Origin of the sequence: Kitasatospora sp. NBC_01539 (genome assembly GCF_045040525.1) — a bacterium.
In the GTDB taxonomy this organism is placed as follows: domain Bacteria; phylum Actinomycetota; class Actinomycetes; order Streptomycetales; family Streptomycetaceae; genus Kitasatospora.
Map to the genome: position 1 here is coordinate 1,028,955 of NZ_CP109390.1, position 13,083 is coordinate 1,042,037.

Below are 13,083 nucleotides of genomic sequence, written 5' to 3' on the forward strand. Positions count from 1 at the left end.
CCGCCCTACGACCCCGCAGCCTGACTGAGACGCGTACCCCGCAAGGCGCGTCCGGTCTCACGTGTGACCGGGTTTCACAGGGTCCGGCTGTATCAGTGCTGACCTCCACCCCCATATGGAGGGAGCCGGCCGCTACGGCGGCCCCGCCAACCTCCCCCACGAGCGCCGAGTGGCACCGCCCGGGTCCGAAGGTCCGCGCGCGCGACGGCGGCACCGCCCGGACGGCCGACCACGCCGGCGATCTCCCCGCCGGGCACGCCGGGCACGCCGGGCAGCGTGCTCGGGAAGGCGGAACGCCTCGGCGGCTCGACGCCGAGGGACGCCCGGCCCAGGAACCAGCAGGGCGGCGCCGGTGCACCGCCTGGCGCCGTTCCGTGTCTCCCGCGCCGGTTTCTACGGCGCCCGCCCCTCCGGCCGTGAGCGCTACATCATGTCGCTCGGGGTGAGCCCGGGCAGCAGCCAGCTCTGGAACAGCGCCAGCACGGCGAGCACGAGGAACGCCACCCCGGCGACCCGGGCCAGCAGCGGCCCGCGTCGCCACAGCTTCTCCAGGAAGATCACCACCGCGATCCCCGCCATCGCCGCCACGTTCATCACGCCGAGCGGCACCAGCACCACCATCAGCGCCCAGCAGCAGCCCAGGCAGTACCCGCCGTGGTGCAGCCCGACCCGCAGGTCCCGCAGCGGCGGCCGGTAACCCGCGTAGCGCATCAGCTGCGCCATCGGGCTGCGGCAGTGCCGCAGGCACACGTACTTCAGCGGGCCCAGCTGGTACAGCCCGGCCAGGGCGAACGCCGCCGCGCCGATCCACTTCCCGGCGTCCGGATCGCGCTCGACCAGGTGGCCGGTGAGCGCGAGGCCGGCATACGCGAGCAGCCCGAACGCCGTCCACACCAGCAGATAGCCGCCGAGGAACTCCGTCGTGCGTACCACCCGCTCGGCGCCGCTCGACCGCCGGCCGATGGCGCGGGCCCAGGTCACCGCCACCGGAGCCACCGAGGGCAGCATCATCGCGGCCGTCATCGCCAGCCACAGCACCAGGAACAGCGGCAGCGCCATCCCCATCGTGCCGGGCTCGATCCCCATGCCCCGGGCCTGCCCGACCGTGAACAGCCAGGCCAGGGCCGCGATCACCACGATCAGGCCCCAGGCGAGGGCCAGATCCCTGACGGGCATCAGCACCCCGGTGCGCAGCGGCTGCTTCTCCACGGTGACGGTACGCATGCTGCTCTCCTGCCTGGTCCTTCCAGGACAGCACACGTGCGCCGACGGCAAAACCCGGTCGCGATCCCGCGCGGCGACACACGGGACAGCACCGATCACGGGCGGCGGGCCGCGCAGGGATACCGGGCGATGCCGAATTGGTGCACGCTGGAGATGAGGCCGCTCCGCCGACGTGGCCTGCGGGCTTTCGTGCGGACAGCCCCGTCACTCCTGGAACCGTGCGACAACGGGGGGTGAGGAGGTCGGAGAGATGACCGACGTGACCACCAGCCCGGCCTGGCACCTGGTCGGCGACTGGTTCGACACCTGCAAGTGCGCCATACCCTGCCCCTGCACCTTCGCCCAGCCCCCGACCGAGGGCGACTGCGAGGGCGTGCTCGTCTGGCACATCCGTGAGGGCCGGTACGGGGACGTCCCGCTCGACGGGTTGAACTTCGTGATGCTCGGGTCCTTCACCGGCAACATCTGGGCGGGTGCCGCCACGGACTCGCGTGCCGCCTTCTTCATCGACGAGCGCGCCGACGACCAACAGCGCGCCGCACTCGGCACGATCTTCAGCGGTCAGGTGGGCGGGTGGCCGAAGCGGTTCGGCGAGCTCACCACGACCGAGGTGCGCGGCATGGATGTCGCCCCCATCACCGTTGAGATCAGTGACGACCTCGGGGCGTGGAGCGTCGAGATCCCCGGCCGGGTCACCGCCCGCGCCGAAGCCCTCACCGGCCCCACCACCCCCGAGGGCGGACGCGTGCAGGTCCACAACGCCCCCGGTGCCGAGGTCGGGCCGGGCCGGATCGCCACCTGGGGTCGCGCCACCACCGACCGTGCCGACGCCTTCGGCTTCAGCTGGAACCGCAGCGGCAGATCCAGCAAGCATTTCCCGTTCGACTGGATCGGCCCTGACTGAACCGCCGACTTGTACGGCTGGATTCGCCCCGCGGACTCACCGGCGGAACCACCCCCTGACGTCGCGCACGCCAGGCCGGCGAAAGCCGCCACCGTCGGTCACCGCCGATCACGGGGTCGGTCACCACCGATCACGGGCCGGAGCCGTCGGCCGTACCCGGCACGCACCGCTCCGTGTCGATCTCGGCCAGGGTGGCCTCGTTGTAGCGCGCCCCGTGGACGGTCGCGGCGTTCAGCAGCCGGCCTGCCGCGTCGAGGACCTCGCCGGGCAGGTCGAGGTGGAGCGTGGACAGGTTCTCCCGCAGGTGCGCGACGGATCGGGTGCCGGGGATGGCGACCACGTGGGGCGCCCGGGAGACGACCCACGTCAGCGCCAGCTGCGCGAGCGTGCAGCCGGCCTCCCTGGCGATCCCGTCGAGTTCTCGCCGGATCGCCAGGTTGGCGGGGTAGTGACGGGCGTCGAAGCGGGGCATGGCCCGGCGGATGTCGTGGGCGGGCAGGCGGTCGGGGTCGGGTGGCGCCGAGGTGAGGAAGCCGCGGGCCAGCGGGCTGAAGGCCACGAGGGCGACGCCGAGTTCCCGTGCCGCGTCCAGCGTGCCCTGCTCGGGGTTGCGCGACCAGAGGCTGTACTCGTTCTGCAGCGCGGCGATCGGGTGCACCGCGTGCGCCCGGCGCAGCGTGGCGGCGGACACCTCGGAGAGTCCGAGCGCACGCACCTTGCCCGCCTCCACCAGGTCGGCCATCGCTCCGATGCTCTCCTCGACCGGGACCTGCCGGTCGACGCGGTGCAGGTGGTAGAGGTCGATGGTGTCGGTGCGGAGCCGGGCGAGTGCCTCGTCGGCGGTGCGGCGGAGGGTCTCCGGGCGGCCGTCGATGACGCGTCGGCCGTCGACGCCGGTCATCCCGCACTTGCTGGCCAGCACGATGCGGTCGCGGTGGCGGGCGAGTGCGCGGCCGAGGAGTTCCTCGTTGCTCCCGAAGCCGTAGAGGGCCGCGGTGTCGAAGAGTGTGACGCCTTCCTCCAGTGCCGTCAGGAGGAGCCGTTCGGCGGACTCGGGCGTGGGTGGGACGTCGTAGGCGTGGCTGAGGTTCATGCAGCCGAGGCCGATCGCCGGGACCTCGAAGGGCCCGATGCGGCGCGGGGTGCGGCCGGGGGCGGCCGTCGGCGCCGCGGTCACGGGTTCGTGGCAGCGGTGAGCTGCTGTTCGAGGGCGTCCAGTGTCCGGTAGCAGGGCAGTACCTGGGCGAGGGAGGCGTTCGGCTCGCGGCCTTCCCGGATGGCGGCGACGAACTCGCGGTCCTGCAGTTCGATGCCGTCGGTGGAGACGTCGACCCGGCTCACGTCGATGGGTTCGTCCTTGCCGGTGAACAGGTCGTCGTACCGTGCGAGGTAGGTGCCGGTATCGCCGATGTAGCGGAAGGAGGTGCCGAACGGCCCGTCGTTGTTGAACGACAGGGACAGCGTGCAGAGGGCGCCGCTCTCCGCACGCAGCTGGATCGACATGTCCATCGCGATGCCGAGCTCGGGGTGGACCGGGCCCTGGATCGCATGGGCCTGCACGATCGGCGAACCGGTCTGGTGGGCGAACAGGTCGACGGTGTGCGCGGCGTGGTGCCACAGCAGGTGGTCGGTCCAGGACCGGGGCTGCCCGAGCGCGTTGAGGTTGGTGCGGCGCAGGAAGTACGTCTGCACGTCCATCTGCTGGATGCGGTACTCCCCGGCGAGGACCCGCTGCCGGACCCACTGGTGGCTGGGGTTGAAGCGGCGCGTGTGCCCCGCCATGGCGACGAGGCCGGTGCGCTGCTGCGCCGCCAGGCACGCCTCGGCGTCGGCGAGGGAGTCGGCGAGCGGGATCTCGACCTGCACGTGCTTGCCGGCTTCGAGGCAGGCGATGGTCTGCCCGGCGTGCAGGGGTGTGGGCGTGGCGAGGATGACGGCGTCGACGTCGTCGGCCGCGAGTACCTCGTCCAGGGTGGCGGCGCCGCGGCCGATGCCGTGCTCGGCGGCGAACTTCCGGGCGCTGTCGGGGGTGCCGCTCACGACGGCGGTCACCTCGACGCCGTCGATCCGCCTGAGTGCGGCCGCGTGCTTGGCGCCGAAGGCGCCTCCTCCGGCCAGGGCGACCCGGACGGTCTTCTGGTGGCTCATGTCACTCCTCCTCGGCGGGCGCCTCGGCCCGCGGCTGGTTCTCCAGGATCAGGTGGCCGACGGCGGTGTTGGACGCCGGCACGTGGTAGAAGCGGTGCTTGACCTCGACCGCTCCGGTCCCGTCGACGTCGCTCATCGCGCCGCGGGCGATCAGCCACATGACGAGTTCGATGCCCTCGGATCCGGCCTGCTCGACGTAGTCCAGGTGGGGCAGCTGCGCGAGTCCGGCCGGGTCGTCGACCAGCCTGTCCAGGAAGGCGTTGTCCCACGCGCGGTTGATGAGGCCGGCGCGGGGGCCCTGCAGTTGGTGACTCATGCCGCCGGTGCCCCACACCTGGACGTTCAGCGGCCGGCCGTAGGACTCGACGGCCCGGCGCAGCGCCCGGCCGAGCCGGAAGCAGCGGTCGCCCGAGGGCACCGGGTACTGGACGACGTTGACGTGGAACGGGATCACCTTGCACGGCCACCGCTCGACGTCGCCGAACATCAGTGACAGGGGGACGGTCAGGCCGTGGTCGACGGTCATCTCGTTGGCCAGGGTGAGGTCGAAGTCGTCGCGGATGAGCGAGTGGGCGATGTGCGCGGCCAGGTCGGGGTCGCTCTCGATGCCCGGGACGGGGCGGGGGCCGTAGCCCTCGTCGGCGGTGGGGTAGGCCGCGCCGGTGCCGAGGACGAAGGTCGGGATCAGCGACAGGTCGAAGGCGCTGGCGTGGTCGTTGTAGACGAGGAGGACGACGTCGGGGAGGTTGTCCCGCACCCACTGCTTGGAGTAGGCGTAGCCGTCGAAGACGGGCTTCCAGTACGGCTCGTCGGTCTTGTGGTGGTCGATCGCCGCGCCGATCGCCGGCACGTGGGAGGTGAAGACGGCGGCGGTGATCCCGGCGTGCTCGGCCGGCGGGGTCGGGTCGGCGTGGGCCGCCTCCAGGACGGCGTGGTCGATCCGGTTGCCTTCGACGGAGCGGCCGCCGCCGGCCATCATGGCGCGGTACTCCTGCTCGGTCATGCCCGTCATCGAGCCCGCCATCTGCTGGAAGGAGAGACCGAGCGTGGCGCCCCACTTGGCGAGGAAGTAGATGTTGCCGCCCTCGCGTATGGCGGCGTTGAGGTCGCGGTCGAGCAGGGCCTGCTTCTGCTCCTCCCGCAGGGGCCACGCGTCGAGGTAGGCGCGTTCGTCGGCGAGGTAGTGTTCGCGGTTCTCCGGGGTCATCAGCGACATGCAGAACTGGTTGAGGTGGTATCCCCTGGCGGACTGCTCGGCGTCGAAGACCGTCGTCCCCGGGACCAGCTTGTAGGTCTTGTCCAGCGGCATGCTGGGGCTCCGTTCGTGCGGTGGGTCAGACGGCGTCCGGCCAGTAGAGGCGCATCGGGTTGTCGACCAGGAGCTTGTGCCGCAGCTCCGGCGTCGGCGCGATGTGCGGGACGAAGTCGACGAGCAGGCCGTCGTCGGGCATGTGGTCGGTGAGGTTGGGGTGCGGCCAGTCGGTGCCCCACAGCACCCGGTCGGGGAACTCCTCGACGACGCGCCGGGCGAACGGGACGACGTCGCGGTAGGCCGCCTGCTCGCCGTCGAGGGCCGGCGGTCCGCTCACGGACAGCCGTTCGGGGCAGGTGACCTTGCACCAGATGTCGGGCCGCGCGCGCAGGAGGTCGAGGAACGCCTCGAAGTCGGGGCCGTGCGGGTCCTTGGTGACGTCGGGGCGCCCCATGTGGTCGACGACCAGCGGCACCGGGACGGACAGGAGGACGTCGCGCAGGTCGGCGAGGTCGGCGGCCTCGAAGTAGACGACGACGTGCCAGCCGTACGGGGCGATCCGTTCGGCGACGTCCAGCAGGTCCTGCCGCGGGGCCGCGTCGGCGAGGCGTTCGACGAAGGTGAACCGCACGCCGCGGACGCCCGCCTCGTGCAGCTCGCGCAGCTCCGCGTCCGCGGTCCCGGGCCGTACGGTGGCGACGCCCCGGGCGCGGCCGCCGGAGCTCCGCAGGGCGTCGACCAGGGCGCTGTTGTCGGCACCGTGGCAGGTCGCCTGCACGACGACGTTCCAGGCGAGGCCGAGGTGGTCGCGGAGCGCGAAGAGCTGGTCCTTGGACGCGTCGCAGGGGGTGTACCTGCGCTCGGGGGCGAAGGGGAACCCGGCGGCCGGACCGAGGACGTGGCAGTGCGCGTCGACGGCGCCCTCGGGCAGCCGGTACTGCGGACGGCTCGGGCCGGCGTACCAGTCCAGCCAGCCGGGGGTCTTCTCGGAGTCCACCGTCATCCCCGGTTCTCGTAGCGCAGCCCGAGCTCGGCCAGCGGGCCGCGCATGCCGTACATGTCCAGGCCGAGCGTGCCCGCGCGGAGCTGTGCGCGCTTGCCCTCCTCGTTCGCCTCGCGCTTCGCCGAGGCCTCGGCGACCTCCGCGGCCCGCTCCCTCGGCACCACCACGACCCCGTCCGCGTCCGCCACCACCACGTCGCCGGGCCTGACCAGTGCGTTGGCGCAGACCACCGGCACGTTGACCGAGCCGAGCGTGGCCTTGACCGTGCCCCTGGCGTTGACCGCCCGGGCGAAGACGGGGAAGTCCATCTCCTCCAGGTCGGCGACGTCGCGCACGCCGCCGTCGATGACCAGGCCCCGGCAGCCCCGGGCGCGGAAGGAGGTGGCGAGCAGTTCGCCGAAGAAGCCGTCCTCGCTCTCGGTCGTGCAGGCCGCGACGACGACGTCGCCGTCGCGGATCTGCTCGGCGGCGACGTGGAGCATCCAGTTGTCGCCGGGCTGCAGCAGGACGGTCACCGCCGTCCCGCACAGGCGGGCCTTCGGGTGGGCCGGGCGCAGGTAGGGGCGCATCAGGCCCGTGCGGCCCATGGCCTCGTGGATCGTCGCCACGCCGAAGGCCGACAGTGCGGCGACGGCCCCGGGGTCGGCGCGGGTGAGCGACGTGTGTACGACGCCGATCTCGCCGTGTTCCATGCGGTGTCCTCCTGGGGTCATCGGCCGGCCGCGGCGAGGCGGGCGGCAAGTCGGGGGTGGACGCGCAGGGCGTTGCCGCCGAGGACGGCCGCCCGTTCGTCGTCGGAGAGGTGGGGGGTGGCGTCGACGTACCGCCCGGTGTCGTCGTAGGGGTGGCCGGTGCGCGGGTCGGTGCCGCGGACGGCGCCGATCATCTCGCTGGCGAAGAGGACCGCCCGGCTGGGGACGACCCGGGTGAGCAGGTCGATGCCCGGCTGGTGGTAGACGCAGGTGTCGAAGGAGACGTTGTCCAGCAGCACCTCCGGGTCGGGCCGGCCCAGTGCGTCCGCGAGGCCGCGGAACCGGCCCCAGTGGTAGGGCACCGCGCCGCCGCCGTGTGGGATCACGAACCGCAGGGTCGGGAAGTCGGCGAACAGGTCGCCCTGGAGCAGCTGCATGAACGCCGTGGTGTCGGCGTTGAGGTAGTGGGCGCCCGTGGTGTGGAAGGCCGGGTTGCACGAGGTGCTGACGTGGATCATGGCGGGGATGTCGTACGCGACCATGGCCTCGTACAGCGGGTACCAGCTGCGGTCGGTCAGCGGGGGCGCCGTCCAGCTGCCGCCCGACGGGTCGGGATTGAGGTTGACCGTCACCGCGCCGAGCTCCTCCACCGCGCGGCGCAGCTCGGGCAGGCAGGTGGCGGGGGCGGCGCCGGGCGACTGCGGAAGCATCGCGCCCATCGCGAACCGGTCGGGGTAGAGCCTGCTGACGCGGTGGACCAGGTCGTTGCAGATCCGCGCCCACACCGAGGAGACCCGGAAGTCGCCGATGTGGTGCGCCATGAAGCTGGCCCGCGGGGAGAAGACCGTCAGGTCGATGCCGCGCTCGTCCATGAGCCGCAGCTGGTTGCCCTCGATCGCCTGGCGCAGGTCGTCGTCGGTGATGACCAGGTCGTCGGGGTCGGGTGCGTCGGCGGGGGTGTCGGCCGCCGCCACCTGGCGGTCCCGCCATGCCGCCAACTGCGGTGGTGCGGTGGTGAAGTGGCCGTGGCAGTCGATGATCACGGGTGTCCTTCCGAGAGGTGTGCGGGTCAGCGCGGGCTGACGGCGGGCCAGCCGGTGTACTGCTCGGCGAGGTAGGTGCGGCCGGCGCGGGTGCCCGCCACGTTGTCGAGTTCGCCGAGCTGGCGGCGCAGGTCGAAGGGGGTGCCGCCGGGTGCGGTGTGCAGGAGCCGGGTCATCCAGGAGGAGAAGTTCTGGGCCCGCCAGATCCGTTGGAGGGCGCGTGGCTGGTAGTCGTCCAGCGCGGCCGCGCCCTCACCGCCGAGGGCCCGCAGCAGGACGTCGGCGAGCACCTTCACGTCGTGCAGCGCGAGGTTGAGCCCGCGGGCGCCGGTCGGCGGCACGGTGTGTGCGGCGTCGCCCGCGAGGGCCAGCGAGCCCCAGCGCATCGGCTCCTGCACGAACGAGCGGAACCGCAGCACCGTCTTCTCCAGGATCGGCCCCTCGTTGAGGCGGAAGCCGTCCTCGCCGGCCACCCGGGCCTGGAGCGTCTCCCAGATGCGGTCGTCGGTCCAGGCGTCGGCGGACTCGTCGGGGGCGCACTGGAAGTACATCCGCTGCACGGTGTCGGTGCGTTGGCTGATCAGTGCGAAACCGTGTTCGGAGTGGGCGTAGACCAGTTCGGGTGCGCTCGCCGGGGCTTCGGCCATGATGCCGAACCAGGCGAAGGGGTAGTCCTTGCCGTAGCGGACCCGCCGGTCCTCGGGCACCAGGTCGCGGCACGTGCTGCGCGAGCCGTCGGCGCCGATCACGTACCGTGCCCGGATCTCGTGGCGGGTGCCGTCGGGGGCGGTGCAGCGCACCCGGGGGGTGTCGGTGGTGACGTCGAGGACCTCGGTGTCCGTGACGCCGAAGAGGACCGTGCCGCCGTCGCGGTCGCGGGCGTCGGCCAGGTCGGTGAACACGTCGGTCTGCGGGTAGAGCCATGCCGACGCGCCCACCAGGTCCTTGAAGTGGATGCGGTGCGGCCGGCCGCCGAAGCGGAGTTCGATGCCTTCGTGCTCGTGGCCCTCGCGCAGGACGCGGTCGGACACGCCGGTCTCGACGAGATCCCGGGCGGCGTCCGCTTCGAGGATGCCGGCCCGGTGGGTGGTGGCGATCCCGTGCCGGGTGCGGGTGTCGATCACGACCGTGTCGACCCCTGCGCGGCCGAGCAGGTGGGCCAGCATCAGGCCGGCCGGGCCGGCGCCGACGACGGCGACCGGTACCGGGGTGACGGTGTCGATGGTGGCATCGGCCATGGCATCTCCTGAGCGACTGCGAGCGTCCGGAACACCCCGAACGCTGGCATCCGCGAGCGCCGCCGGTCAGCATCACTTCCGCCAGGCGGAAGCGCGCCCGGAGATCAGAGGGCCGCGCGGGCGCGCCGTCCCAGTTCCTCGGAGATGCCGTGCACGGCTCTCAGGAGCGGATCGCGCAGTCCACGGGCGCGGCTCGCGCTGCGCGCCGCGATGACGATCCCCAGCGCTGCGCCGACCGCGCCGGTCCGGCCGATCCGTACGGGTGCGGCCACCGCGACCGTGCTCTCCGAGAGTTGTCGGTCGCTCACGAAGACCTGCTCGCGGCGGATCCGGTCCAGCTGGGCGCGCAGGGTCTTCGGGTCGGTGACGGTGTGCGGGGTCCAGGCCCGCAGCGGCGCTTCGAGGGCCGCCTCCTGGATGTCCTGCGGTGCGTGCGCCAGCAGGACCCGGCCCATCCCGGTGGAACCGATGGGGAAGCGGGATCCGACCATGGTCACCAGCTCCACCGACCGGTGCCCGGCGATCCGTTCGACGAAGACGAGTTCGGTGCCCTCGCGCACCGCGAGCTGGATGTTCTCGTGGGTCGCCTCGTACAGGTCCTGCATGAACGGCAGCGCCACGTCGCGCAGGATCTGGCTGCGGGGGCAGCCCGAGGCGATCTCCCACAGCCGCAGGCCGACGTGCCACGAGCCGTCCTCGCCGCGCTCCAGTGCGCCCCAGGCCGCCAGCTCGGCGACGACCCGGTGCGCGGTGCTCAGGGGAAGGCCCGTACGCTGGGCGATCTCCGACAGCGTCTGCGACCGGCACTCGCGGCCGAACGTCGAGAGGACTTCGAGAACTTTTCCAGCCGCCGTGCTCCGGGTTGTGCTCACGCGGTCAGTGTCGCAGACAGGCACTGAGCCGCCCGTTCGCCCGTCGCAGCACCGGCCGCGCACAAGGAGACGACGTGGACCGAGAGATCACCGGACTGTCCTCGATGGCGACACGCGGGCTCCTGGCGGAGCTGTCCGCACACATCCGACGCGCCCACGGCGCCGCGGTGCGGTTCGAGTCGGCCGGCGGGGTCGAGGTCGCGCGCCGGGTGCGGGAGGGCGCCGAAGGGGACCTGCTGGTGCTCGCCGACGACGCACTGGCACAACTGGCCCGTGAGGGGCGTCTCCTCGGCGGCACGGTGCGGCCGCTGTGGGTCTCGCAGGTCGTCGCCGCCGTGCCCGAGGGGTCGCCGGTGCCCGCCCTCGACTCGGAGTCCGACCTCCGGGCCGCTCTGCTGGCCGCGGAGCGGATCGCGTACTCCACGGGTCCCAGCGGCACGGCCCTCGTCGACCTGACGGCGCGGCTGGGTCTCGCCGACGTGCTCGCACCGCGGCTCGTCCAGGCACCGCCGGGCGTGCCGGCCGGCAGCCTGCTCGTCCCCGGTGCGGCCGAGCTGGCCTTCCAGCAGCACAGTGAACTGATGGACCTGCCCGGTGTCGTGATCGTCGGGCCGCTGCCCGGGGGCACCGCGATCAGCACGACGTTCGGCGGCGGTGTGCTGGCCGTCTCCACCCGGCCGGCCCGCGCCGCCGCGATGCTCGACCTGCTCGGCTCCGACGAGGCGTCGACGACCGCTCTCGCCGCGGGCATGCGGGCCGCCCGGCACCTCGCCTGACGGCGCCGGCTCCTTCGCCACCGGGAGCCGTGCGCCCGCTCCGCCCCACGGCCTCATCCGTCCCTCCCGCCGCCGCCCGCCGCCGCCCGCAACGCATGCGAGCCGCGCGGCGGGTCCGTAGCGTGGGCACCGGGCGATCGCTCACGGGAGCGCCCGAGCGCGGCGGTCGACGACGGCGCGTCCTTGACAGCTCCGGCAGCGGGGACCACGATGGCTGAATCAAACGTCGTCCTATAACGACGTTGTATTTCCGGAGCGGCACCCGCGCCGCCCCTCCGCTCCCTCCGCGCGCTCCGCTGCGGGCGCGCCGTCGTAGAGGCGATCATGGAACACGACTCCCCCGCCACCGAACCGTGGCAGCTCCCGGCCGTCGAGCTCGCGGCCGCGATCCGCAACCGCACGCTGTCCTCCGTCGACATCGTGCAGTCCTGCCTGGACCGCATCGACGCCGTCAACCCCCGCATCAACGCCCTCGCCGACCTCCGCCCCGAGGAGGCGCTCGACCAGGCCCGCACCGCCGACCGGCGCACCGCCTCGGGCGCCGCGCTCGGCCCGCTGCACGGCATCCCCGTCTCCACGAAGATCAACACCGATCAGCGGGGATACGCCACCAGCCACGGGGTCGTCGCCCTCGCCGAGACCCCCGCCGCCCAGGACGCCGCGTGCGTGACCGCGCTCCGCGGCGCCGGAGCCGTGCTGGTCGGCCGCAGCAACGCCCCGGCCTTCTCCTACCGCTGGTTCAGCACCAACGACCTGCACGGTCGCACGCTCAACCCCTGGGCGGCCGACCGCACCCCCGGAGGCTCCAGCGGGGGCGCCTCCGCGAGCCTGGCCGCCGGCATGACGCCGATCGCCCAGGGCAACGACATCGGCGGGTCCATCCGGTACCCGGCCGCCTGCTGCGGAGTGGTGGGCATCCGCCCGACCGTCGGCCGGGTCTCCAACTGGACGGAGCCGGTGTTCGTCGACACCCCGGACGGCCGCCGGCAACTCGTCATGCCGCCGACCGTGCTGAACTGCGCCGTCGAGGGTCCGCTCGCCCGCACGGTGGCCGACGCCCGGCTGGCCCTGCGGGTGATGACCACCGCGGACCTGCGGGATCCGGTCGGCGTCCCCGCCGTCCCGGGCCTCCCCGCACCGGAGGCCCTGCCCCGCATCAGCGTGGTGCGCGGCATCGGCACGGTCGCGAACCACCCCGCCGTCGAGAAGGCCGTCGACGAGGCCGTCGGAAAGCTGACCGACGCCGGGTACCAGGTCGAGGAACTGGACGGCCTCCCGCTGCTCGCCGAGGCGGCGCGACTGTGGTCCCTGCTCATCTACGAGGACTTCCGCCCCACCATGCCGACCGTCGAGCAGATCGGCGACGCGGACATCCGCACCTCGCTGAGGTACTCCTTCGCCGCGGCGGCCCGGCAGTGGGGCGACTCCCCCTCGCTGGCGGAGTACATCCACGGCTGGTCCCGCCGCGGGGCCCTGGTCACCGAGCTCCAGCAGTTGCTGGGCCGGGAGCGTCTGCTGCTCACGCCCGTGTCCGCGGAGCCCCCGTTCGAGCAGGACGCCGACCTGGCCGGCCCCGAGCGGGCCGCACAGCTCGTCACCGCGATGTGGCCGATGGCAGCCGTCCCGATCCTCGGCTTCCCGGCCGCCACGGTGCCCAGTGCCCTCGTCGACGGCCTGCCGATGAGCGTGCAGCTGATCGGCGGGCGCTTCGAGGAGGAGATGGTCCTCGACGCCGCCCAGGCCATCGAGGACCGGACCCCTCGCCTGGTCCCCGCGCTCTGACCCGGGCCCACCGCAGGACGGCGGCCGCCGCACACGGGCGGCCGCCGCGGAAGGAAGGGCAGGCGCCCCCGCACGGGGGCGCCTGCCCTTCGCCGCGTTCCGGCGGACACGCGTGCGGGCCTTTCGGCCGGTGCGGACCGTGACGTCCG

General features: G+C 73.1%; 12 protein-coding genes. 3 read left to right on the forward strand and 9 right to left on the reverse strand.

The features are described 5' to 3' along the window. Positions 1 to 423: 423 nt before the first annotated feature. The gene (locus OG335_RS04445) at positions 424 to 1,224 is read right to left on the reverse strand and encodes a DUF2182 domain-containing protein (protein ID WP_405009662.1); all 801 of its coding nucleotides are present in this window, start codon (positions 1,222 to 1,224) and stop codon (positions 424 to 426) included. 250 nt (positions 1,225 to 1,474) lie between these two features. Between OG335_RS04445 and OG335_RS04450 the strand changes: the two genes are divergently transcribed. Further along, positions 1,475 to 2,128 carry a DUF1326 domain-containing protein gene (locus OG335_RS04450; RefSeq protein WP_405009663.1) on the forward strand — a complete coding sequence of 218 codons (654 nt, stop codon included), beginning with the start codon at positions 1,475 to 1,477 and terminating at the stop codon, positions 2,126 to 2,128. 130 nt (positions 2,129 to 2,258) lie between these two features. Here OG335_RS04450 and OG335_RS04455 read toward each other — a convergent pair whose 3' ends face one another. The 8 genes from OG335_RS04455 to OG335_RS04490 all read right to left on the reverse strand — a co-directional run bounded on the left by OG335_RS04455 (position 2,259) and on the right by OG335_RS04490 (position 10,376). Next, positions 2,259 to 3,305, reverse strand: a complete 1,047-nt coding sequence (locus OG335_RS04455) for an aldo/keto reductase (protein ID WP_405009664.1) — start codon at positions 3,303 to 3,305, stop codon at positions 2,259 to 2,261. Then, positions 3,302 to 4,276 carry a Gfo/Idh/MocA family oxidoreductase gene (locus OG335_RS04460; RefSeq protein ID WP_405009665.1) on the reverse strand — a complete coding sequence of 325 codons (975 nt, stop codon included), beginning with the start codon at positions 4,274 to 4,276 and terminating at the stop codon, positions 3,302 to 3,304. Before OG335_RS04460 ends, OG335_RS04455 begins: the two co-directional genes overlap by 4 nt. A gap of 1 nt (position 4,277) precedes the next feature. Next, a complete protein-coding gene (ligA, locus tag OG335_RS04465; protein WP_405009666.1) occupies positions 4,278 to 5,585 on the reverse strand; it encodes a protocatechuate 4,5-dioxygenase subunit alpha in 1,308 nt (435 codons plus the stop codon). 25 nt (positions 5,586 to 5,610) lie between these two features. Next, entirely contained in the window at positions 5,611 to 6,531 is a 921-nt protein-coding gene (locus OG335_RS04470) for an amidohydrolase family protein (RefSeq protein ID WP_405009667.1), read from the reverse strand. Beyond that, on the reverse strand, positions 6,528 to 7,223 hold the full coding sequence (gene ligK / locus OG335_RS04475) for a 4-carboxy-4-hydroxy-2-oxoadipate aldolase/oxaloacetate decarboxylase (RefSeq protein ID WP_405009668.1): 696 nt from the start codon (positions 7,221 to 7,223) through the stop codon (positions 6,528 to 6,530). The genes OG335_RS04470 and ligK overlap by 4 nt, the downstream gene beginning before the upstream one ends. Before the next feature lie 17 nt (positions 7,224 to 7,240). Next, positions 7,241 to 8,266, reverse strand: a complete 1,026-nt coding sequence (locus OG335_RS04480; protein WP_405009669.1) for an amidohydrolase family protein — start codon at positions 8,264 to 8,266, stop codon at positions 7,241 to 7,243. 26 nt (positions 8,267 to 8,292) lie between these two features. Beyond that, on the reverse strand, positions 8,293 to 9,504 hold the full coding sequence (locus OG335_RS04485) for a 4-hydroxybenzoate 3-monooxygenase (protein ID WP_405009670.1): 1,212 nt from the start codon (positions 9,502 to 9,504) through the stop codon (positions 8,293 to 8,295). 104 nt (positions 9,505 to 9,608) lie between these two features. After that, the gene (locus OG335_RS04490) at positions 9,609 to 10,376 is read right to left on the reverse strand and encodes an IclR family transcriptional regulator (protein WP_405009671.1); all 768 of its coding nucleotides are present in this window, start codon (positions 10,374 to 10,376) and stop codon (positions 9,609 to 9,611) included. A gap of 74 nt (positions 10,377 to 10,450) precedes the next feature. Between OG335_RS04490 and OG335_RS04495 the strand changes: the two genes are divergently transcribed. After that, the gene (locus OG335_RS04495; protein WP_405009672.1) at positions 10,451 to 11,152 is read left to right on the forward strand and encodes a substrate-binding domain-containing protein; all 702 of its coding nucleotides are present in this window, start codon (positions 10,451 to 10,453) and stop codon (positions 11,150 to 11,152) included. Between the two features lie 324 nt (positions 11,153 to 11,476). Further along, positions 11,477 to 12,934, forward strand: coding sequence for an amidase (locus tag OG335_RS04500; RefSeq protein ID WP_405009673.1), 1,458 nt, complete (start codon positions 11,477 to 11,479; stop codon positions 12,932 to 12,934). Positions 12,935 to 13,083: the final 149 nt, after the last annotated feature.

Bases quoted from the DNA above. Each gene is read 5' to 3' on its own strand.
- OG335_RS04445 (WP_405009662.1), bottom strand. From the start codon at position 1,224: ATGCGTACCGTCACCGTGGAGAAGCAGCCGCTGCGCACCGGGGTGCTG.
- OG335_RS04450 (WP_405009663.1), top strand. From the start codon at position 1,475: ATGACCGACGTGACCACCAGCCCGGCCTGGCACCTGGTCGGCGACTGG.
- OG335_RS04460 (WP_405009665.1), bottom strand. From the start codon at position 4,276: ATGAGCCACCAGAAGACCGTCCGGGTCGCCCTGGCCGGAGGAGGCGCC.
- ligA (WP_405009666.1), bottom strand. From the start codon at position 5,585: ATGCCGCTGGACAAGACCTACAAGCTGGTCCCGGGGACGACGGTCTTC.
- OG335_RS04470 (WP_405009667.1), bottom strand. From the start codon at position 6,531: ATGACGGTGGACTCCGAGAAGACCCCCGGCTGGCTGGACTGGTACGCC.
- ligK (WP_405009668.1), bottom strand. From the start codon at position 7,223: ATGGAACACGGCGAGATCGGCGTCGTACACACGTCGCTCACCCGCGCC.
- OG335_RS04485 (WP_405009670.1), bottom strand. From the start codon at position 9,504: ATGGCCGATGCCACCATCGACACCGTCACCCCGGTACCGGTCGCCGTC.
- OG335_RS04500 (WP_405009673.1), top strand. From the start codon at position 11,477: ATGGAACACGACTCCCCCGCCACCGAACCGTGGCAGCTCCCGGCCGTC.